The following is a 19,785-nucleotide window of genomic DNA, read 5'->3' as shown; positions in this document are numbered from 1 at the left end:
GGACACCAGCACGCCTCACCAAGAAATAGTCAACTACGAAAGAGCGGGGACCTTAACCCGGCCACCAGCGGCGACACGCACCTGACCATTGACATCTGCACGACCAGCAGCGTGGTCGCTCCGGTAGTGAGGTGTGTGCGTGCACAACTGACAGAGGTTGCGCCTTCGTTACGTGAGTCACTGCGCAGGTACGACCTCGACACCGACCTGACACCATGTAGAGGTGATTGCGACAGCAGCTGACTATGTCTGGTTCTATGATCGTTTCCCTGGCTTATGGGAGGCATACTGCCTCACCTTGATCCGTGGCTTGCGTCCGCAGGACGTTGTGGCGCGGCTCGATGCCCGGACAGAGGGCTTTCCTCTCATGAGCTTCGGCGACCTGGACAGCGCCGCCTACTCTGGCCCGGGCCGCTACGGCGCCTGGGACGGCCGCTTCTTCGGGGCCGTGGCTGTTGAGGACTGGTGCCTCATCGTCGAGCCCGGCGGCACTATGGGGGTTACGCAGGAGATCATTAAGCCCTTGTCGGCCGGCACGCGGTTGGTTTCTCACTCCCGCAACGTCAACGCGGTCAGCTACTTCTACTGGGTGGAAGACGGCGAGATACGCCTCAGCTTCGAACCAGACATCCCCGGCTACCGATATGGCGGCGACCCAGACGGGCTGGTTGGGGTTATGCGGCAGGTGGGATTTGATTTGGAAGACGGTGTCCAAGCGCCCGGGGGTGCTGTAGCTGAAGGCATAGCTGCTGGTACTGGGGCCGTCTTCGCGCTGGCCGAGTACCTGACTGAGATCAAACTGACAGCGCAATTGCTGGAGGAATCGACCTATCTCTGCGCGGTTGGGCCTAGCGCGGGCTGAGCGAATCATGACGCTGCGTGCGGGCACCGAATATTCATCCGTGTAGGTCGCGGGGCAGGCCATGGCCGCCACCAGGCTCCTGCTGTCGAGCCTGGAAGGCAGGCACACCACATCGGTCATCGTCCCGACCCGCCTCGTGGTGCGGGAGTCCACCTAGACGGTTGCACCGCGCCCGGCTCACCCCGCCGGGCGCGGGGGCTACAGCGCGTCGGCGAGATGGGGGAAGACCTTGGACACCTTCGCGAGGAGGTAGTCCCCGTAGGTGCCGCTGAAGGCCCGCAGGTCCTGCCCGTCCCAGCGTGCGCGACCCCCCGGTGTGTACGGAAGCGGCGGCACCTCACAGTCCCACCCGGGATCGAAGAAGAACGGATAGCTCAGGCGCTCGTTGCCGCTCAGGTTGCGTACCCGGTGCGGAGTGGACCGGTAGAGGCCCCCGGTCAGCTTGTCCAGCATGTCGCCGATGTTGCAGACGAACGTGCCCGGCAGAGGCGGCGCGTCGATCCAGCCGCGTGCCGTGTGGACCTGCAGGCCGCTGTTGCCATCCTGGAGGAGAAGGGTGAGCAGGCCGTAGTCGGTGTGCTCCCCTACGCCCCACGCGTCGGCGTCGTCCGGCACCGCGGGCGGATAGTGAAATATCCGGAAAAGGATGGTCGGATCGGCCGTGTAGCCGGTGCGGAAATAGTCCTCGGGCAATTCCAGGCTGAGCGCGATCCCCGACATGACGGCCTGGGCGACGCCGGTCATCGTGCCGAGGTAGTCAAGTACGGCCGCGCGCAGCTCGGGCACCTGCTCGGGGAACAGGTTCGGGCCGTGCAACGGCAGCTCGCTCGCGGGCTCCTCGGCGCCGAAGTAGATGCCTTCCTTCTGGTCCGGCCGCCCGGAGGTCAGCTCGTCGCCGACCGGGAAGAACCCGCGCCAGGCCCGGCCGCCGCGCTCCATCGAGATCTCGTTCTTCACCTCGACCGGCAGCTCGAAGAACCTCCTGGCCGCCGCGTCGAGGCGGGCGACGAGCTCGGGGGAGACCCCGTGGCCGGAGACGTAGAAGAATCCGCTGTCCCGGCAGGCGGCGCCGATCCGCTCCGCCACGGCGTCCGCGTTCCCTTTGGAGAGGAGCGGTGAGATATCGATCACCGGCAATTCGCTCACGACGCCATTGTTCCGCATTCCCGGCGATTAGCATCGAATGACAGGACCGCGTTGGAGGCCGCATGCGCTTCACTCGCCGGAACGAGCACGAGCACGGGGACGAATCCGACGAGCCACGCCAGGTCGCCCGTATCGCCCCCGCCGTCGCGTACGACGGAGACCTCTACCACCTGCCCGACTGGGCGCAGCGCCGCCGCGAGGAACGCGAGCTGGGCCGCGCCCACGCCACCGACGGCCAGATCGACACGCTCACCCTCGAAACCGGCAGCGTGCCGCGCTTCCACGAGCTGGAGGACGAGCGCCTGGCCGAACTGGCCCAGATCGAGAACCTCACCGAGCGCGAGATCCAGCAGGCCCGCGCCGAGTTCGAGGCACAGAAGATCAAGCTGACCGAGTCGCAGCGCACGTTCGGGGAGGCCCGCCAGGCCCTCGACGACACCCAGCGCCGGGTGCGCGAGCTGGAGCAGCCGAGCAGGCGCCCCGGCGACGGCCGCCCCAGCTCCATCGCGCTGTCCGGCAGCCGCTGGCCGGTCGTACGCCGCTGGCTGCCCGCCGCACTGCTCCTACTGCTCCTGCTGATCGTCGAGGTGCCCATCCTCTACCAGGTCATCCTGAACTGGGGCGACAGCGTGGCGATGACCGCCCTGCTCGCGGCGGGCGCCGCGTTGATCATGCTGGTCGCACCGCACATGTACGGCAGGTCGTTCCGGGCCTGGCAGGAGAACGGCAGCCCGGCCAAGGGGCGCTGGCTGCTGATCGGTGTCGCGCTTGTCTGGCTCGGCCTGATCGTCGCCGTGGCCGTGCTCCGCCGCGAGGCCCTGGTCAAGCCGCTGGTCGTGGACGGCCAAGAGATCGGGCCCACCTCCTCCGGTGTCGGCCTCCTGCCCACCATGATCCTGCTGCTCGCCCTGCTCGTCGCCACCGCGCTGATCGCCGCGGACCTGGGGCGCAGGATGCACAACCCCAACGACCGCCGCCTGCGCGAGTTGCGCGCCAAACGCGACGCCGAGGCGTCGGCCTGCGCCGCCGCCCAGGCCGACTACCAGCGGGACGCCGGGTACGCGGAGAGCGTCGCCCAGTACCTCCAGGCCGTCGAGCGGCGTCAGGCCAGCAGGATGAGGCAGCTCGACAGCGGGTTCGACAGCCTCGGCACGGCGTACCTGGGCGGCGTGGTGGAGGGCCTGCACGACCCGGAGGCGGCGAGCTGGGCCGAACGCATCGTGGTCAGACGCCGCAGCGCCAACACCCCGGGAGCGTCGCCCAGCGTCTGATCAGGTGGCGCGCTCGGCCTCGCTGCGCTCAACACAGAACTCGTTGCCCTCAGGGTCGCGCAGCGTCACCCAGCCGCGCCCGTCAGCGGTCCGGTGGTCCTCGTACAGCTTCGCCCCAAGGGAGATGATGCGCTCCACCTCCTCATCGCGAGTCCGGCGGCCGGTCGGTATCCAGTCGAAGTGGATCCGGTTCTTCACCGTCTTGCCCTCCGGCACCCGGATGAACAGCAGGCCCGGCACGGGCGAGGGCGCCACGACGAGCACCTCCGGATCACCCGGCTCGTCCTCGTCGGACACCGGCCACCCGGTCACCTGGCTCCAGAAGGTCCCCAGCTCGTACGGTTCGGCACAGTCGATCGTCACATGGCGCAGAATCATGCCGCCAACCCTAGCCAGGTGATCAGAGCGGTCCCGCCATATTCCCCGATAGGCGGCGATCAGGCGGTGGAGAACGTGAACCAGTTGACGTTGACGAAGTCGGCCGGCTGCCCGCTGCTGAACGTCAGGTAGACCGTGTGCGTACCGGTCACTCCCGAGATGTTCGCCGGTACCGTCCGCCAGCTCTGCCAGCCGCCCGTGTTGGCCAGCGCGAAGTCGCCGATCGGTGTGGCGGTGGGGCTGTCGAGCCGTACCTGCACGAGCCCGCTCACCCCGGCCCCGGCCCCCGACGCCACCCTGGCCTTGAACTGCCCGGCGGCCGTGGAGCCGAAGTTCACGCCGTCGAAGCGGAGCCAGTCGCCGTTGGCGATGGCGCCGACGTTCTGGCCGCCGCCCGCGTCTGTGGTGGTCTCGACGATGGTGCCCGACTGAGCCTGGTAGCTCTCGGCCTGGATGGTCGAGCGGGCGTCCACCCCGCCTGGCGGGTTGGTGGGTCCGGAGCTGCCGCTCTGCCATACCGCCACGTAGTCGACGACCATCGGCCGCCCGGGGACGGTGGCCGCGACCGGCGTCCCGCTGCCGGCCAGCGCGTTCGGGAACGCCCCGCCCATGGCCACGTTGAGCAGCAGGAAGTAGCCGGCGTGCCCGGTCATGTTGGCCCAGCTCGCGGCGTCCATCTGCGACTGGCTCACGCTGTGGAACTGCTGGCCGTCCACGTACCAGCGCAACTGGTTGGGACTGACGCTGCGGTCCCACTCGAAGCGGTAGGTGTGGAAGGCCTCCTGGCACGTCGAGCCGGGGCAGGCGCGGTTGGCGCCCAGCCCGGTGGTCTCGTTGCACGGCCCGCCGGGACTCACGCCGCAGTGCAGGACGCCCCAGACGGAGTTGATGCCGTTGACGTTCTCCATGATGTCGAACTCGCCGATGCCCGGCCAGTTCCAGTAGTTGCCCCGGTACGGCGAGCCGAGCGCCCAGAACGCCGGCCAGTAGCCGAGGGCGGCCTGACCGGTCACGTTCGGCATCTGGATGCGGCCCTCGATGCGCAGCACCCGCCCGTCGGCCGGCTTGAAGTCGGACCGCGTCGTCTCGATGCGCGCCGACGTCCATTCGCCGGAGCTGCTGCGCTGGGGGGTGATGCGCAGGTTTCCGGCGCCGTCGAGGCCGAGGTTGGAGGAGGAGCCGGTGTAGTTCTGGATCTCGCCGGTGCCCCAGTTGCCCGGCCCGCCGGGGTACGCGTGCCCGGTGTCCACGATCCAGTTGGCCGACGAGGGCGGCGCGCCCGCGTTGCCGTTGAAGTCGTCCGACCAGACGAGTGACCAGCCGGAAGGGGTTGGGGGCACGGCCGCGGACGCACTCACGGCCACGTGCACGAGGAGGGCGGAGAGCACCGCCAGCGCCACGGCCACCGCCGCTAAGCGCCTGCGGCTCGGTGATTGTGCTGCCATTCCTTGCTCCTGGGGGATGCGGAGGCTTGAGCAGAGATCGTTTGCTAGAGAGCGCTCTCTCACCGAGACGTAAACACAGCCGTAACGCCGTGTCAACAAACCGCATTCACAGCCTTGACGGCTGGGAGCAAGGCCATTTTCCCGCAGCCAGAGAGCGCTCTCGAAACCCCCCGGCTACAGGAGGTCGACCGGGCTCGCTCCCGCCGCCTCGAACGTCTCCTTCCAGAAGTCCTCCAGCAGCGGGAAACGGTCAGGACTCGCCGTCTTCTCCCGCAGAAATCCATGCACGACCACACCGTAACCCGCCAGATCAGGCATCAACTGCGACTCCCGCAACTGCTTGGCCTTCTGCTTTCTGGCGGCCTCGCTCAGGTCGAGCTTGTTGATGTTCAGCTCGCCCCGGTTGTTGATGAGGTCGCTGAACACGATGATCTGATGCGCCTTGTCCGGCTGCCGCTGGGCGCTCATCTGCTTGACCAGGTACCGAAGCGCCCCCAGCACATCCGACCCCTCGCCTTCGGTCGGGCAGTCGAACAGCTTCACCGCCCGGGGGAGCACCTCGGTGATCCGATGGGTCCGGATGCGGTCCTCGACGACCGGGTTCGCGTTGGGGTTCTCGGCTTTGGTCGCCGCGATGGACACCGGGTCCTGGCGGCACGTACTGCTCTCGGAGCTCCCGGTCACGGCGGCGTACGCGATCCAGTCACAGCCCTGGGCGAAGGCGGGCAACTTGGAGGTGACATCACTGCGGGAGGTCGCCGGATCGGCATAACTCGTGGAGTCCACGACCACCCCGCACACGGCCTTCGCCTCAGTCCCACACCCAGCGACACCGCCCACCACCAGCACCACCACGGCCACCGACGCCATCGCCCGCCGTGTGACGTCTACCCGCCGCCTGGCCATTTGCGTCTGGGGCTCCCCCCGACCCCCGACGTCGCCGCCACCTCCGCCCGTCATCGCCCTCCTCCAGCTCTCGGCTCGTCACCCTCCGACCTGACCCCCCGATCAGGCGCCGTTTCTTCAACGGGGCCCAGATCGGAGGTTGAGTTGGAGGCGGGGCGGTGGCCTGCATCGGGGCCGGGATCGGGATCGGCGTCGGACCCCATGGCGGCGTCCGAATCGGAGGTGACGTCAAAACCGGGGTCCTGATCGGAGGTGGCATTCGAACCGAGGTCCCCATCGGAACCCTCCGAGTCCGGGTCGGCATCGGGAGTTGCCTCTCTGGGCAGGGAGCGCCGTACCTCGCCGGGCAGTGCCCGGGGCACGACCTCGGCGTGCCACACCTCGATCCGCGCTTCGACCTCCTCCATGATCCGCCCGATCTCCTCCCGCCCGGAAACCGCCACCGCACTGTCCCCCGAGGAGTCCATCGCGATGACCTCGCCCTTCCACAGCGACGGAATCTCCTCTTTGCGCGGATGAGCCCGCATCACCCCACCCCGATAGGCGGCGATGAGCTGCTCGGCCCTGGCATGCACGGTCTCCACGGCGTGGTTGCGCTCGATCAGCGCACTCTCCCACTCCTGCGTGAGCCGCTCGATCTGCGCCCTGGCCCGATGAACCGTGTCACTGGCCTCCTGTAACACCACCCTGCGCCGGGCCTCACCCCGCCGCCGCCTGGCCTCCGCGATGGAAATGAACGCATCCTCCCCACCAGCGGAGGCCCGGGCCGAAGCATCGGCAGAAGCAGCAGTGGAATCACCCGCCGATCCGGCACCCTTGACGCCGGATCCGGACCCGTTGCCGCCGACCGGCCGCAGATCGGCCCGCCCGAGCTCGCGCAGTATCGTCTCCCGAGCCCCCACAGCCCGCTCAAGCAGCGCGGTCCTGGTGGCCGCCAGCCGCCGATCGACCTCGGTGATCCGCTCCCGCGCCAGAGCACGCACCTCGGTCACGTACGAAGGCTGGAACTCCGGGTCCGTGAATTCCCCAAGCGGATGCTGCCGGGCATCCCGCATCCCCTGCCGACGCGCTTCCTCCCGCTCGGCCAGCGGATCGCCCGCCCCCCACTTGAACAGCCGCGACCAGAACGCCATCCGCGTCTCCCGGCAGAGAACCGCTACCCGACTAGTGTGCCCTCGCTGCTCACCCTAATCGCTCGAATCACACTCCAAACGGCTCCTGGCCAAGCCGATGCCGACACAGGTCGAGAATCCGACCGAGATGGCTCCCTGGTCGGCCCGGACGCCGCAGATCGGCTTCCACATCGATCGGGTGCCCGCCACCACCGGGGGAGCCGCGGACGCAGAGGCCCTGAGTGGCAACTCTTCAGGGGGTCAAGCTTTCCACGGCAGCCGGACATCGAGGACGAAGTGCCTGTTCTGGTTGGCGTGCGCTATCGTGCCGCCCGCCATACGGACCCGTTCCCCCAGGCCGACCAGGCCCAGCCTGCCACCGGGACCGGCGAAAGCCCCGTGAGGCGTCGGGTTGGTCACGCGGATGCACAGCGCGTCGCCCGGCTGCCCGTTCAGCTCGACCGTCACGCTGCTGCCTGGCGCGTGCTTGCGCGCGTTGGTGAGCGCCTCTTGAACGACCCGGTAGGCGTTGCGCCCGGTCTGTGTGGGCAGCAGGTCGCGCTGCTCGATGGTGTCGGCCACGTCGACCTTCTGCCCAGCCGCCTGTACCTCATGGAACAGCGCTCGCAGGTCGGCCAGTGTCGGCTGCGGGCCCGCGGTATCGCCCTCGGAGTGGAGGGTGCCGAGCACGGTGCGAAGCTCGTTGAGTGACTGGTGGGCGCTCTCCTGGACGGCCTGCGCGGTCTGCCGCATCTCCTCCGGGCCGAGGTCTGTTCGGTGGGCCAGCCCGCCGGCGAGCATCGCCAGCAGCGACATGCGATGGGCCAGCGCGTCGTGCATCTCGTGGGCGATGTTCGCGCGTTCGGCCAGCTTGGCCTGCTCGATGCGCTGCAGCTCGGCCCGCTTGGCGGCCAGGTCGGCCTCGCGCAGGGAGTGTAGGTAGAGACCGAAGACGGTCAGCCCGCCGAGGATCGCGGTGCTGGTGACCAGGCTGATCATGGCCTGCTGCGTGGGGCCGTCCGCGAACGCGTACCCGCCCGCGCAGGCCCAGAACAGGGCCGCGATCAGGATGATCTGCCGCCAGCGACGGTGCGCGCACAGGGACACGTACGCCACATAAGCGGGACCGGTCGCCATGCTGGACAGGACGGTCAGCAGCGCGGTCACCGCGGCGATCTGCCACGACCACCGGTGCCGCCACCTCATGAGGACCAGCGCCACCACGCTCAGGCCCACGTCGAGCAGGGCGCGTGGCAGCCGATCCGGCTCCTGCGGGACGAGCCAGACCCAGAGCGCGCCGTAAAAGAGCATCGGCGCCAGCGCCGCGACGTAGCGCAGTGCGCTCCCCCATCGATCGAGAGGATGCTGATGGCGAGAGTGATCGTGCACGGGCCCAAGCATAGGAATCCTGCGGGCGGCGTACTCGCTCAGCCCGCAGGAAGCACGCCGGCACGGTGGTTCAGCGGTCCGAGCGGATCAGCGACAACCCACCCTGAGGAGCCAGAGACGACCTTGGTACTTGGTGGGCTCGCTGCCGTGGTTCTCGGCGTCATCGTGTTCGGCCTTGATGGTCACGCAGAGGTTCCTGCCGTAGACCTTCACCGGACCCGCGTAGACCTTGAAGTTCCCACCATCGTAGTCTCTCTTGTTCTTCACGTTCTTCACATTGTCGTCGCCCATAAGGTCGTTTTCCATATATATACTCATCGGAGTGCGCACGCCGTACCGTGGGAGGCCGGGACGCTTGGCGAGGACGGCGCAGTTCCAGCCGGTTCTCGCGTTGTAGTAGAGCTTGACGTCACTCCGGTAATAGGTCTTTCGGGTAATGGCGTCTTTCAGCGGCAGGGGCCAGCTGCGCACCAGCGATCCGGTGCAGCCGTACGCGCCCGCGTTCGCCGGCGCTGACGCGAGTGCTTGCAGGGTCATGACGGAGGCCGTCGCAAGAACGACCGACAGAGATCTGCGAAACATCGAAAACTCCTGACTTGACGTCGTCACAGGGGGGATGCCGCTCGAGTCCGGAGATCGGCTCCACTGCGAGCGCGGGCGCGGCAGGCCCTCAGCTCCGCTGGCGAGGTCGCTCACGTGACCGCTTCCGCCCACGTACCAAGATCGCCTCATTACTTTCGGTAATTACTCCGGTCAGGACGACATCCACAAAAGATACACCATTCCGGAGCGCTCGCTCTGTTATCGTGGGTGGGTGTGCTGGCCTGTTCCGCGCCCGTACGACAAGCAGGCCGAGGGGCTCTTCGACGGGAACCACCAGACCGCGGGGATCGTCAAGGCGCTGCCGCCGACGTCCGAGAAGTTGTTCGCGGCGGAGTTCCTGGACAAGGTGCGACGACCTGCGCTCCCGCGGCGCGACGCAGACCCTCACCGACGCGGGCGACGTGGACCATAACCAGACCGTTCGCAAGGCGCTGCCCTTGGTGATCGCCGGGTTCACTCAGTGATGTCATCAGGGGGATTTCAGGGATGACCTTGAGGCCGGGTACGGGGCGGGTCGCCCAGAATTGAGCACCATGAAGATGGAGAGAACAGCGGTGATCGCGGGCCTGCTCGGGCTCGCGGCGGTGTTGACCGGATGCGGCGCCGGTATTCCGTCCGAGGCGGACACCGCGTCGTACGACCTCACCGACAAGGTGGCGGCGCTGCACATCGAAGCCGACGCCGGCACCGTGGATGTGGTCGAGTCGGATCGGCAGGGCATTCATGTGATCGAGCGCCTCAACTGGCGCAAGAACAAGCCGACGACCCGCCGCGAGGTACGGGGTGACACGCTGGAGTTGGCGTTCGACTGCCCGACCAGTTGGGGGCTGGGCGCCTGGGGCGTGACCTGCGACGTGAGCTACCAGGTCGAGGTGCCCAAAGGCCTGCGCGTCAAGGTCCGCTCCGACTCGGGGGACCTGACGCTGAAGGGGCTGTCGGGCACGCTGGAGGCCACGAGCGACTCCGGAGCCGTCGAGGCCAGCGGCCTGACGGCCAAGTACGTCGTCGCGAAGACCGATTCGGGGGACATGACCCTGACCTTCACCGGGCCGCCCGACACGGTCACGACCGTTACCGATTCGGGCAAGACCGTGATCCACGTGCCGCAGACGCCGTACCGGATCGACGCCGAAACCGACTCCGGGAACAAGGTCATCAGGACCGCCAGTGACACCTCGGCCCAGCGTTCGATCGCGCTGTCCAGCGACTCCGGGGACATGGAGGTCGCGACTCCCTGAAGCCCGCCACCAGTCCGCCGGTGATCTCGGCGACCACCACGCCGCCCCGCACCTTCACGCCCCGCTCCTGACGGGATGACACCCGGGCTGTCGCTCTCATCAGAGGCCAGGAGCAACTGCTCGGGTGATTCTCTGAGCCCGACCCGAAAAACAAACCACCTCTGGACGGCGCGCGAGCCGTCACAGCGAGAAATTCACCTAATCTCGCCGGGCTCCTTCGGGCCAGATCACCCGGACGGACACCTCTCGCCGCCGGGCCTCGGCCACCACGTCGGCAGTGCCGCCATAGCCTCGGGCGGGCTGTCCGTCCCATACAGCGAACAACACATCGGCGTTGTCGAGCATGCGTGCGCCGGCCGTCATGTGGGACTCCGAGGTGGACTCCACGAAGTCCAGCCTGAGCGCTCGGACCGCCCGGCCCAGCAACTCGTCGTAAGCCGTATGGCACTCACTCGGCAGCCCGTCTCGGTACTCCTCGGCCGGAATCACGACCTCCAGTACTCCACCGAGGTCGAGCACCCCGCGAGCGAAGATCTGATCGGCCCCATCCGCCAAGCAGGACACCCCACTGATGCCGGGCAGGTACTCCGCGAGCGCCTCACGTATCGCCCGATCGACCAGTACGGCAGTCTCCTCCGGCAAACCCCGATGGCCGGAGACGGCGATGCGGACCATGATCCCCCTTAGAGCAGAGTGGCGTGAAGACGTTCGTCGAACGACCGGAGAGCGTTGGACGGCGGCCCGCCATACGCACGGCGAAAGGTCCTGACCCGATGCAGGACACGCTCCGAGCCATACGTCGTCCCCACCGTGAGCGCGTTGGACGCCAGATACAGCGCCTCGTCATAGTGCCCCGACATGGCTTGGGCGGCCGCGACCTCAGTCATGAGCACGCCCCGTTGCTTCGCCCCGGGCTGGGCCGACGCCAGCGACTCATTGAAAGCGGCGACGGCTTCGGCCGGCCGCTTGAGCCGTACCATCACCAGCGCGCGATAACCCGCCAGCTTCGCATGATCAAAGGGGAACACCCACGGCCAGGGCGGCGCGACGGCCCGCTCCCCAGCCCGTACCGCCGACTCGGCCGCCCTCAACGCCTGCAGCGCTGCCGACTCGTCTCGTGCGCTCGCGTGGCCGAGCGCTTCGATGCTCAACAGCCACGCGCGAGCAGTAGCCGGGGGACGCTCGCCGATCTCCCGCCGCGCCCTCGCCAGAAGGTTCAGTCCGGTCAGCGGATCGTCGGCGTCGATCTCGAACGCGGCCAGGCTGCCGATCATGTACGCCGCCAGCAGCGCGTTGTCGGCCTGCCGTGCGCTGTCGATCGCACGACGGTAGTAGAAGCGCGCCGAACCGGTGTCCTGCATGTCAGCGTGCACCCAGGCCGCGAAGCCTGCCGCCTCGCTCAGACCAGCCCGGACCTCATCGGCGTACGGTGACCGCGACGCTCGGCCGAGGACGCGGCTCGCAAGATCGACCTGCGCTACAGCGGGACGAGCGAGTTCACGCGCAGGCGTAATGGCTTCCAAGCGGCGCTGGGCGCCGGTGATACCGGTCAGTGTGGCGGCTGTGGTCTCGTCCACGTCCGCGCGCTTGGGCAGAGCCACGCCCGCCAGCGCGGTCAACGCCACCACCTTGCCGAAATCTCTGCGCTTCGTCGGATCGTCATCCCCTCGGGCACCGAACCGGAGCAAGTGAAGCGGCACCCCGATACGGATGGATATCTCCCGTACTTGGTCCACGGTGAGCGGCTGACGGCCACGAAGCACTTTGGACACCCAGCTCTGGGAGTAGCCGACCGCCTCAGCAAGCTGAGCCTGCGTCCACCCATGTGCCTGCCGTACCTCATCGAGGATGATCGGGAGATCGCACTCGGCGAGAGCGGCGGCTACGGCCGGCCTGGACCAGAACTGCGGCGGTATCTGGGTCACAACGCTAGGTTAAGTCGCCGACCTCGGCTGTACCGATATTCGCGACGAGAATAGGCGTACCACCAGCAGCGCTAGGCCGTTCACGTGCGGTTCCGCCACGGCGACGCTCTGTACATGAGCGCACTTTCACCTCAGCCCCTGGACGACGCACGACGGCTGGCCGCTGCTCTCGCAGCTCAAGGAATCGCCACCGATGTCCATCACGACTACGGCATGCCCACGGTGTCGGTCTGGGTCGGCCTGATCGTGTGGTGCAACGAGGGGAAGTACTGGTGGCGCACCGGCTGGAACCCGCGCAGACACCGGGCGATCTACGCATGGCACCCCTCCGCCGAGTCGGCCCGCGCCGCCCACCGAATCGCCCTCCGCTACACGGCACTCCGCATTTCGTACCCGCTCTCGCCGCTGATCGCTGGAGCACAGCCGTGTCTCTGACCTTGCAGCAAGTGCTCAGCAGATTCCCTGGCTGGCAGATCACCGACATGTCCGGAGGCTGGGTGGCCATGCGTGCCAACTTCGTGCCCAAGAACACCGGTCTCTCCAACCTGCGTTGCGGAGAGACCTTGGACGAACTGGCCAGAAATCTACACGCCGAGATTCGACTCCAGAAGTCGGGGACACCTGCGGTAGGCAGGTAATTCGATGGCAACCCGACCCGGAGCGCAGAGCCTCCAGACCCGAGGCGCCGGAAGCGGCGCGGCACCCGCCTAAGTGGGCGTTCAGGTCAACTTGGCGGTATATAACCCGCTTTGTTCAGCAGGTCGATCGCCGACCTATGCACGCTTTGACCTACATTGCCGATGGATCGGCAATTCGCGCGGGCGCACCTCGCCTGTCTTGCCCCGAAAGATCATGTCTCATGCCAAAGGGGGGCTTCACTCACATTTGATCGACGGCCGGACGCTCGTCTGGACAGCCGCTTCACCCGGAAGCACCCCGAAGACGTGACGAAGCAGCGACCTTATCCCAGCGACCTGTCCGACGCCCGATGGGCACTCGTCGAACCCGTTCTGACCGCCTGGCGTGCCGAACGCCGCGACAACGCCCTGGACATCGGATGCCCGCCCGAGCACGACCTGCGCACCATCCTGGACGCCATCCTCTACGTCAACCGCACCGGCATCCCTGGCGCTATCTCTCTACGCCTACCCGCCCTGGCAGACCGCCTACGCCTACTTCCACGAGTGGCACAACGACGGCATCTTGGACCCGCCGGTGTACTCGACATAGCGCTGGTCGGTGGTTGCGCTCAGGTCGTAGGTGGGCGGATCGACACGATCCCGCATCTCGCCAATCCCGACCGCCTGCTTCACGGACAAGCTGTATCTCAACAAAGATCCGCCTCAGACGCCGTGGCCATGGCGACGTCATCCAGTAAACACTAACCGGTAATCTACATCACACTCACCTTCGTGCAGCGGCCATTTGATGGCTTCATGATGTGATGGCGGACTTTCTGGAGCTCATGGGCAAGCTTTTTGCCATCTTCGCCAAATGGCTCGATTCGGCCAGTCCGATACCTTGGCCTCTCATTCTGGGGTTCCTTTTTCTGCCTTTCGTGGTAGTGCTTCGGGTGATGCTCTGGGTGCTGAGGGGGCGGGTATGGCCAGTAGCCTGCAAGTACTATCACACCCAGCAATCCCGCTCCGATAAGCCTTGCAGAACTCCAGTTCCCGGAGAGTGGAAATATTGCAGGCACCATAAGAAGCCCGGCCGTACGATGTCGGATGGGCATGTCATCATCGACATTCCCCGTTGGCAGGAAAGGGCGAGGAATGGCCATTTCCTGGATAGGGAGGACATCAGAGGAGTAGGCTTCGTCTCTCTCCTATCCAAGCGCGAGACCTTCCTCTTCTACAAGGGCATCGCCAAGCGGCCTAGATTGGTGTGCAAGCGGCGGCGAGAACTCCTGGCGAGCTGGAGGGACGGCCTAAGGCGATTCCGCGCGCTACGCCCAAGGGATCTCATTCCCAAGCGGGCATCCATGGAGCACGCTCCGAGCGGTGTCGCTGAACGTATGCCGCGAGTCGTCCGCGCCACCCGGCTCACGCTGATCTCGTTTGCTTTCGGGCTGATCTTGGTCGCCGCCTCCATCATCGCTGAGGGCGGCTGGAGAGTGGGCTACCAATATGCCGCAGCGGCCGCCTTCGTGCTCGCTTGGGAAGCGGTCCGTTTCGGGGTCTGGAAGAATCCAGACGAAGAGAAACGATGGGTACGCGCCACGCTGATCGACACTGGGAAGGCGATGGGCGTGCTATTGGGTGTGGCCCTCGCGGGCGCCCTCGTCGCACAGCTCGGCGCGGCTGCTGAGAAGGGGGCCCATGCTGCATCGTCTTGCGACGCAGCAGCACGACCACATCAAGAAGGCGCTGACCGACCCGAGCAGCCCACCCACTTACCCGGCTCTCGGCCGGCCCTGAACTGCGACGAGTACCCCTTTGCTTCGACCGATGAGAGGTCCCTTGGGGCGAACTCGGGCTTCAATTTTTCAGTCCTGTTGATCAGGGTCGCCCATAACCGAGATCATGGTCATGTCCTGGGCGCCTGGTACGAAAAAATGGAATTCTGAAGCGGGGTGCCTTCTGGATAAAGCCATCCTGAGGTGACTCGCAAGGGCGGGATGGCTACGTCCCGCCTCTCTTCGCTTTCGGAGAGCAGATGACGGATAAGGAGGGGTGTAAGTGGAAATCACTTACGCCGATGTCAGCTGGCTCGCCCGCGGGTGGGAGTTAGGCGACATATGGTGTCTGACCTTCGTACGAGATCTCGATGAGGCGGAGGCACTGCGGCGGTTAGGCGCCGCCGAAGAGAGCATCCGGCCGGTGACCTACAGGGAGCTGACTGACGAGGGACTGTTTCCGCACACGGCTCTAGCTGGGCGCCTTGAGGGCTGGGTGGTGCTCATCGAGCGGAACGGCAGCGAGGCGACAAAACCCGAAGCCGTGCGAGCCCTGTCGGCGGGAACGGAGCTCGTATCCGTAATGCGGCACGACTACGCCACCGATCTGTTCGTGTACGCCATCGACGGGGATCGGCTGACTTCCTTCGATCCGAGGAAGCCCGCATGGCGGTACGGCAGCGATCCGGATTGCGTCCTGGACGCGATGCAGGAGGTGGGTGTCCATCCGACGTACCTCCCGGGAGACCCTGTCACGCGAGAGGCGGATATCAGCGCCGAGGCTCCGACAATGAACGAAGCGCTTATGCTCGCCGCCCGGCTGACAGGCGTTGTCTTGTCCAAGAAAGTCCTGAACGGATCGCTAATGGGCGGTGTTATCGGCTCGCAGGCCGACGCCCCTCTAGAAGACGGGCAACTGGCGACAACCTCGCTTCCGACCGCCGATCTGTTTGCGGCGATTCGGCAAGATGGCCCGTAGCTGAACATGTCGATGCGGGAGAAGACGTCCCGTAGTTCGGTGAGGGGCATTGAGTTGCGTCGTGTAGTAGCTCGTACAGAAAGAAAAACACCACCCCCGCATGACACACAGGGGTGGTGCAAGGGGAGGGAAGGGAGTCAGCCCTTCTCGGCCTCTCCGGTGGCCTGTTCCATGGCGTCCTCCGGGGAGGCCTCCAAGTCCTGTTCGGCGTCGGCGCCTGCCTGGGCAGAGGCCTTGTCGAGGCGGACCCAGCTGGTCACGCTCTCCACCGCGAACAGGACGAACAGGTACGCCGTCAGTACCGCCAGCACCGCCGGCAGTACGCCCAGCGCCGCGCTCACACCGATGATCAGCAGGCGTAGCTCCCAGCCGAGCCCCGCGTGGAAGACCCAGGCGGGCGGCCAGATGCTCTGCCGCGTCCGGTAGACGGTGTCGTACGTGTGGTAGCCCACCACGTACACGAGCACGAACAGCAGCCACTTCGGTACGTCGGCCGCCAGCCCCACCGCGATGATCGTGAGGAACTCGGCGCCGCGCAGCAGCGGTGGGGTGAGCCAGTCGAGGCGGCCCAGGTGGTCTCGGGGCGCGGTCGGGAGGACCAGCAGGAGGACGATCAGCGGCGGCAGGAGCAGGATCGGGCCCGGCTTCAGTACGCCGGTGACCGTCACGGCCACCACCGCCAGCAGGGCGACGAAGGTGGCCGGGACCGGCGGGATGCCCTTGCCGATGCGGCCCGCCAGCGCGTGTACGAGGGGGCCGTCGTCGCGGTAGGCGAGTAGGCGGGCGGTCTGGATGCGGCGGCGTTCCTCGTCGGGATCCGGCGTGGGGGTAGCTGCGGCCAGTGGTGCGGTGATCATGCGAGCGACCTCATGAGGCGTCCGGTGAGGGTGTAGGCGGCGGCGACGGAGCCCCAGATCACCAGGGTGAGGAAGGTGATGCGGGCGTCGAAGAGGGCGGCGGTGATCGCGATGGCCGCGAACCGCTCGCCGATGGGGAAGACGATCATCTTACGCGCCCAGTGCACCGCTCGGAACCGCCCGGCGCGGGTCCACATCTTGAGCACGCCGCGGATGCCCTGACTGCGCTCCACCTTACGACGTTCCAGCGCCTTGCGCAGGGCGCGGTCGTCGGGGGCGTCCAGGGGAAGCGTGGGCAGCTGGGCGGGCGGTTTGCGGCGGTTGGAGACACCGAAGGAGAAGTCGAGCAGGTGGCGGGTGGACTGCAGGCCGAGCGCCGCCAGCGCGAGAATCCAGATGTCATCGCCGTTGCCCGAGACGACCCAGCCGATGGCCAGGCCGGCGAAGACGACGTATTCCTTGAAGCGGTCGAAGGTGGCGTCGAGCCACGCGCCGAGCACGCCGAACTTACGGGCGTAGCGGGCGACCTGGCCGTCGACGCAGTCGAAGACGAAGGCGAAGTAGATCAGCACGCCGCCCGCCACCATCCACGGCCGGGCGCCGGTGGCGAAGCAGGCCGCGGCGAGCACGCCGAGCGTGATCGAGATCAGCGTCACCTGGTTGGGCGTCAGGCCGCGACGGGCGGCCCAGCGGGCGATGAAGCGGGAGTAGGTGGAGACGAAATAGGTGGTGAAGAAGCCATCCGCACCCTTGACCGCGTTGTTGAGTCTGGCCCGGTCCTCGTCGATGCCGGACATCTCGGTGCCGGCCTCGTTGACCTCCTCCTGGGTGGTGACCCGGCGGTAGAAGAGGTCGCGGCGGCCGCGGATGCCGACGGACACGCCCTTGCGGACCAGGCCGAAGACGATCAGCTGGATCAGGTCGTCGTCGGCGCCGAACGAGCCGGCCATGTCGGCGAGCTCGCGGCAGGTCTCCGCCAGCATGGGAGCGTTGCGCGCGCTCACGTGGAGGGGGCCGAGCAGCGCCGTGTTGGGCCTGGTCACGGCGTGGTTGGCGGTGCCGACGGAGATGATGCGGGACTTGCCCGCGCGTGCGCGGACGGGCAGCCCTTCGAGCCTGTTGAGCCCGATCTCGGGCTCCGCCTCGTCGATCGGGACGATCTCCTCTTGCGCCTGGTCGACCACGTCCGGGCGCGGCTCCTTGGCGACGAGGGCCAGCGCGCCGCGCTTGGCCTTGGTGATCTGGTAGATCAGCTCGTCGTGGACGATCGAGTTGTCCGGGATCAGGAACAGGTTCTCCGTTGCGGACTCGGCTACGTCGGCCAGCGCGCGCAGAGCGGAGGCCACGTCGCCGGGCTCGATCGTGGCCGGCTGCGGATCCAGGGAGAGGATCTGGCTGCGCAGCCGTTCGGCCACGGTGGGATTGCCAGGCAGCGCGGCCAGCCTCAGGCCGGTCGGAGCGGTGTCGGGGCCGGGCGAAGAGCCCAGCAGGACCACGCGGGTCATGACTCCCTTTCGAGGCGGTTGCGGGGGGTTGAACAACGGGTAGAGCGGGGACGGACGTCAAAGTCTAGTGAGGGTTGCGCAAAGTCGCTCCATCCGCGCTCTGCGAAGCCGTTCCACCCGGGCTTCGCCCCACCGTTCCACCCGAGCCTCGCGCCACCGTTTCACCCGGGCTTCGCGAAGCCACTCCACCCGAGCATGACCTTGGCGCGCCATAGGATGGGCGAGTGAGTCTCTATCGTGACGAAGGCGTGGTTCTGCGCACGCAGAAGCTCGGTGAGGCCGATCGCATCGTCACCATCCTGGCCAAGCGCACCGGCAAGGTCCGCGCCGTGGCCAAGGGCGTGCGCCGCACCACCTCGCGCTTCGGGGCCAGGCTGGAGCCGTTCACCCACGTCGACCTGCAGCTGCACACCGGCCGCACGCTCGACGTCGTCACGCAGGCGGAGACCATCAGGCCCTACGGCGAGGCGCTGGCGATCGACTATCCCCGCTACACCGCGGGCACGGCGATGCTGGAGACCGCCGACCGGCTCACGCAGGGCGAGAAGGAGCCGGCGCTGCGGCAGTTCCTGCTGCTGGTGGGCGGGCTGCGTACGCTGGCCGACGGCGAGCACGAGGCCAGGCTGGTGCTCGACGCCTATTTCCTGCGCTCCCTGGCGGTCGCCGGCTACGCCCCCGCGCTGGACGCGTGCGCCCGGTGCCAGGCCCCGGCGATCAGGGCGTTCGCCATCGTGGCCGGTGGCGTGGTGTGCGGGGCGTGCAGACCGTCCGGATCGGTGGTGCCCGCGGGGGAGACGATCGGGCTCATGACCGCGCTGCTGCGCGGCGACTGGGTCACGGCCGACGCGTCGCAGTCACGGCATCGCGGCGAGTGCAGCGGCCTCGTCGCCGCATACCTCCAATGGCACCTCGAGCACGGAATACGCTCTCTCCGACACGTCGAAAGGGAGCCTGCGTGAATGTCCGACCCCCGACCCCGCATCCGTCCGGCGCGGTTGCGCCGCCGATTCCGCGTGACCTGGTGCCCAAGCATGTGGCCATCATCATGGACGGCAACGGCCGCTGGGCCAAGGCCCGCGGGTTGCCGCGCACCGAAGGGCACAAGGCCGGCGAGGCGTCGCTGTTCGACGTTATTGAGGGTGCCCTGGAGCTGGGCATTCCCTACCTCTCCGCGTACGCCTTCTCCACGGAGAACTGGAAGCGGTCGCCCGACGAGGTCCGCTTCCTCATGGGCTTCAACCGCGACGTCATCCGCCGCCGCCGTGACGAGTTGCACGCGATGGGTGTACGGGTGCGCTGGGCGGGCAAGCCGGGCCGCCTGTGGAAGAGCGTGATCTCCGAGCTGCAGACCGCCGAGGAGCTGACCAAGGACAACCGCAAGCTGACGTTGCAGTTCTGCGTCAACTACGGCGGCCAGGCGGAGATCGTCGAGGCGGCGCTACGGCTGGCCGATGACATCGCGGCGGGCCGGGTCAAGCCGTCGAAGGTCAACGAGAAGGTCTTCGCCCGTTATCTGGACGAGCCGGAGATCCCGGAGGTCGACCTGTTCGTACGGTCGTCGGGGGAGCAGCGGTTCTCCAACTTCCTGCTGTGGCAGTCGGCCTACGCCGAGATGGTGTTCCTCGACCGGCTCTGGCCGGACTTCGACCGCCGCGATCTCTGGGAGGCGTGCGAGACCTTCGCCAAGCGCGACAGGCGCTACGGCGGGGCGATCCCCAACCAGATCCCCAACCAGGTCTAGACGATCCAGCCAGGGCGCGTGGTGACCTCA

At 67.2% G+C, this 19,785-nt stretch carries 19 protein-coding genes and 2 pseudogenes; 9 read left to right on the top strand and 12 right to left on the bottom strand.

From position 1 onward, the window contains the following. Window positions 1-223: 223 nt before the first annotated feature. The gene (locus ACGFJ2_RS19450) at window positions 224-862 is read left to right on the top strand and encodes a DUF6461 domain-containing protein (protein WP_393469995.1); all 639 of its coding nucleotides are present in this window, start codon (window positions 224-226) and stop codon (window positions 860-862) included. A gap of 198 nt (window positions 863-1,060) precedes the next feature. Here the strand turns inward: ACGFJ2_RS19450 and ACGFJ2_RS19445 are convergent, their stop codons facing one another. Beyond that, window positions 1,061-2,008, bottom strand: a complete 948-nt coding sequence (locus ACGFJ2_RS19445) for an isopenicillin N synthase family dioxygenase (RefSeq protein ID WP_393469992.1) — start codon at window positions 2,006-2,008, stop codon at window positions 1,061-1,063. Between the two features lie 62 nt (window positions 2,009-2,070). Between ACGFJ2_RS19445 and ACGFJ2_RS19440 the strand changes: the two genes are divergently transcribed. After that, entirely contained in the window at window positions 2,071-3,279 is a 1,209-nt protein-coding gene (locus tag ACGFJ2_RS19440) for a hypothetical protein (RefSeq protein WP_357947467.1), read from the top strand. Here ACGFJ2_RS19440 and ACGFJ2_RS19435 read toward each other — a convergent pair whose 3' ends face one another. From ACGFJ2_RS19435 to ACGFJ2_RS19410, 6 genes are all read right to left on the bottom strand, one after another. Continuing rightward, a complete protein-coding gene (locus ACGFJ2_RS19435) occupies window positions 3,280-3,657 on the bottom strand; it encodes a VOC family protein (protein ID WP_393469989.1) in 378 nt (125 codons plus the stop codon). 59 nt (window positions 3,658-3,716) lie between these two features. Continuing rightward, complete coding sequence (locus tag ACGFJ2_RS19430) at window positions 3,717-5,102, bottom strand: glycoside hydrolase family 16 protein (RefSeq protein ID WP_393469987.1); 1,386 nt, start codon at window positions 5,100-5,102, stop codon at window positions 3,717-3,719. A gap of 174 nt (window positions 5,103-5,276) precedes the next feature. Next, the gene (locus ACGFJ2_RS19425; protein WP_393469984.1) at window positions 5,277-6,062 is read right to left on the bottom strand and encodes a hypothetical protein; all 786 of its coding nucleotides are present in this window, start codon (window positions 6,060-6,062) and stop codon (window positions 5,277-5,279) included. Further along, entirely contained in the window at window positions 6,059-7,141 is a 1,083-nt protein-coding gene (locus tag ACGFJ2_RS19420) for a hypothetical protein (RefSeq protein WP_393469981.1), read from the bottom strand. The genes ACGFJ2_RS19425 and ACGFJ2_RS19420 overlap by 4 nt, the downstream gene beginning before the upstream one ends. A 240-nt stretch (window positions 7,142-7,381) precedes the next feature. Continuing rightward, window positions 7,382-8,509: a sensor histidine kinase gene (locus tag ACGFJ2_RS19415; RefSeq protein ID WP_393469978.1), complete on the bottom strand. Its 1,128-nt coding sequence runs from the start codon at window positions 8,507-8,509 to the stop codon at window positions 7,382-7,384. A gap of 87 nt (window positions 8,510-8,596) precedes the next feature. Further along, window positions 8,597-9,205 carry a hypothetical protein gene (locus ACGFJ2_RS19410; RefSeq protein ID WP_393469975.1) on the bottom strand — a complete coding sequence of 203 codons (609 nt, stop codon included), beginning with the start codon at window positions 9,203-9,205 and terminating at the stop codon, window positions 8,597-8,599. 440 nt (window positions 9,206-9,645) lie between these two features. Between ACGFJ2_RS19410 and ACGFJ2_RS19405 the strand changes: the two genes are divergently transcribed. Next, window positions 9,646-10,350, top strand: coding sequence for a DUF4097 family beta strand repeat-containing protein (locus ACGFJ2_RS19405; RefSeq protein WP_357947490.1), 705 nt, complete (start codon window positions 9,646-9,648; stop codon window positions 10,348-10,350). A 198-nt stretch (window positions 10,351-10,548) separates the two neighbouring features. Here ACGFJ2_RS19405 and ACGFJ2_RS19400 read toward each other — a convergent pair whose 3' ends face one another. The 3 genes and pseudogenes from ACGFJ2_RS19400 to ACGFJ2_RS19390 all read right to left on the bottom strand — a co-directional run. Further along, window positions 10,549-11,025, bottom strand: a complete 477-nt coding sequence (locus tag ACGFJ2_RS19400) for a hypothetical protein (protein ID WP_393469972.1) — start codon at window positions 11,023-11,025, stop codon at window positions 10,549-10,551. Between the two features lie 8 nt (window positions 11,026-11,033). After that, window positions 11,034-11,969: a transcriptional regulator gene (locus ACGFJ2_RS19395; protein WP_393470028.1), complete on the bottom strand. Its 936-nt coding sequence runs from the start codon at window positions 11,967-11,969 to the stop codon at window positions 11,034-11,036. Between the two features lie 81 nt (window positions 11,970-12,050). Continuing rightward, window positions 12,051-12,275: pseudogene (locus ACGFJ2_RS19390) on the bottom strand (multiprotein-bridging factor 1 family protein); the annotation flags it as partial. Window positions 12,276-12,389: 114 nt separating this feature from the next. On the opposite strand from ACGFJ2_RS19390, the gene ACGFJ2_RS19385 reads away from it, so the two are divergent. The 4 genes and pseudogenes from ACGFJ2_RS19385 (at window position 12,390) to ACGFJ2_RS19370 (ending at window position 15,652) form a co-directional block, all read left to right on the top strand. Then, complete coding sequence (locus ACGFJ2_RS19385) at window positions 12,390-12,710, top strand: hypothetical protein (protein ID WP_393469970.1); 321 nt, start codon at window positions 12,390-12,392, stop codon at window positions 12,708-12,710. 365 nt (window positions 12,711-13,075) lie between these two features. Beyond that, window positions 13,076-13,390 (top strand): annotated as a pseudogene (locus ACGFJ2_RS19380) (transposase); the annotation flags it as partial. A 329-nt stretch (window positions 13,391-13,719) separates the two neighbouring features. Next, window positions 13,720-14,844: a hypothetical protein gene (locus ACGFJ2_RS19375; RefSeq protein ID WP_393469967.1), complete on the top strand. Its 1,125-nt coding sequence runs from the start codon at window positions 13,720-13,722 to the stop codon at window positions 14,842-14,844. A 112-nt stretch (window positions 14,845-14,956) separates the two neighbouring features. Continuing rightward, window positions 14,957-15,652, top strand: a complete 696-nt coding sequence (locus ACGFJ2_RS19370) for a DUF6461 domain-containing protein (protein WP_393469964.1) — start codon at window positions 14,957-14,959, stop codon at window positions 15,650-15,652. Between the two features lie 137 nt (window positions 15,653-15,789). Here ACGFJ2_RS19370 and ACGFJ2_RS19365 read toward each other — a convergent pair whose 3' ends face one another. Both ACGFJ2_RS19365 and ACGFJ2_RS19360 read right to left on the bottom strand, forming a co-directional pair. Further along, window positions 15,790-16,509 (bottom strand): DUF5941 domain-containing protein, encoded by a 720-nt coding sequence (locus ACGFJ2_RS19365; protein WP_393469961.1) that lies wholly within the window; start codon window positions 16,507-16,509, stop codon window positions 15,790-15,792. Beyond that, complete coding sequence (locus tag ACGFJ2_RS19360; protein WP_357947525.1) at window positions 16,506-18,014, bottom strand: CDP-alcohol phosphatidyltransferase family protein; 1,509 nt, start codon at window positions 18,012-18,014, stop codon at window positions 16,506-16,508. The genes ACGFJ2_RS19365 and ACGFJ2_RS19360 overlap by 4 nt, the downstream gene beginning before the upstream one ends. A 224-nt stretch (window positions 18,015-18,238) precedes the next feature. Here ACGFJ2_RS19360 and recO point away from each other — a divergent pair, with 224 nt between their 5' ends. Together recO and ACGFJ2_RS19350 are read left to right on the top strand one after the other, a co-directional pair. Next, the gene (gene recO, locus ACGFJ2_RS19355; protein WP_393469958.1) at window positions 18,239-18,973 is read left to right on the top strand and encodes a DNA repair protein RecO; all 735 of its coding nucleotides are present in this window, start codon (window positions 18,239-18,241) and stop codon (window positions 18,971-18,973) included. Further along, entirely contained in the window at window positions 18,970-19,755 is a 786-nt protein-coding gene (locus ACGFJ2_RS19350; protein ID WP_358174189.1) for an isoprenyl transferase, read from the top strand. Before recO ends, ACGFJ2_RS19350 begins: the two co-directional genes overlap by 4 nt. Window positions 19,756-19,785 lie beyond the last annotated feature (30 nt).

This window comes from Nonomuraea sp. NPDC049028 (assembly GCF_043197735.1).
Lineage (GTDB): Bacteria > Actinomycetota > Actinomycetes > Streptosporangiales > Streptosporangiaceae > Nonomuraea.
This window is presented reverse-complemented; position numbering and strand designations above follow the sequence as displayed.

What these genes read in the sequence shown, in the direction of transcription:
- ACGFJ2_RS19400 (WP_393469972.1), bottom strand. Translation starts at nt 11,025, where the DNA reads ATGGTCCGCATCGCCGTCTCCGGCCATCGGGGTTTGCCGGAGGAGACT.
- ACGFJ2_RS19405 (WP_357947490.1), top strand. Translation starts at nt 9,646, where the DNA reads ATGAAGATGGAGAGAACAGCGGTGATCGCGGGCCTGCTCGGGCTCGCG.
- ACGFJ2_RS19365 (WP_393469961.1), bottom strand. Translation starts at nt 16,509, where the DNA reads ATGATCACCGCACCACTGGCCGCAGCTACCCCCACGCCGGATCCCGAC.
- ACGFJ2_RS19440 (WP_357947467.1), top strand. Translation starts at nt 2,071, where the DNA reads ATGCGCTTCACTCGCCGGAACGAGCACGAGCACGGGGACGAATCCGAC.
- ACGFJ2_RS19420 (WP_393469981.1), bottom strand. Translation starts at nt 7,141, where the DNA reads ATGGCGTTCTGGTCGCGGCTGTTCAAGTGGGGGGCGGGCGATCCGCTG.
- ACGFJ2_RS19435 (WP_393469989.1), bottom strand. Translation starts at nt 3,657, where the DNA reads ATGATTCTGCGCCATGTGACGATCGACTGTGCCGAACCGTACGAGCTG.
- ACGFJ2_RS19375 (WP_393469967.1), top strand. Translation starts at nt 13,720, where the DNA reads ATGGCGGACTTTCTGGAGCTCATGGGCAAGCTTTTTGCCATCTTCGCC.
- ACGFJ2_RS19425 (WP_393469984.1), bottom strand. Translation starts at nt 6,062, where the DNA reads ATGACGGGCGGAGGTGGCGGCGACGTCGGGGGTCGGGGGGAGCCCCAG.
- ACGFJ2_RS19385 (WP_393469970.1), top strand. Translation starts at nt 12,390, where the DNA reads ATGAGCGCACTTTCACCTCAGCCCCTGGACGACGCACGACGGCTGGCC.
- ACGFJ2_RS19430 (WP_393469987.1), bottom strand. Translation starts at nt 5,102, where the DNA reads ATGGCAGCACAATCACCGAGCCGCAGGCGCTTAGCGGCGGTGGCCGTG.
- ACGFJ2_RS19360 (WP_357947525.1), bottom strand. Translation starts at nt 18,014, where the DNA reads ATGACCCGCGTGGTCCTGCTGGGCTCTTCGCCCGGCCCCGACACCGCT.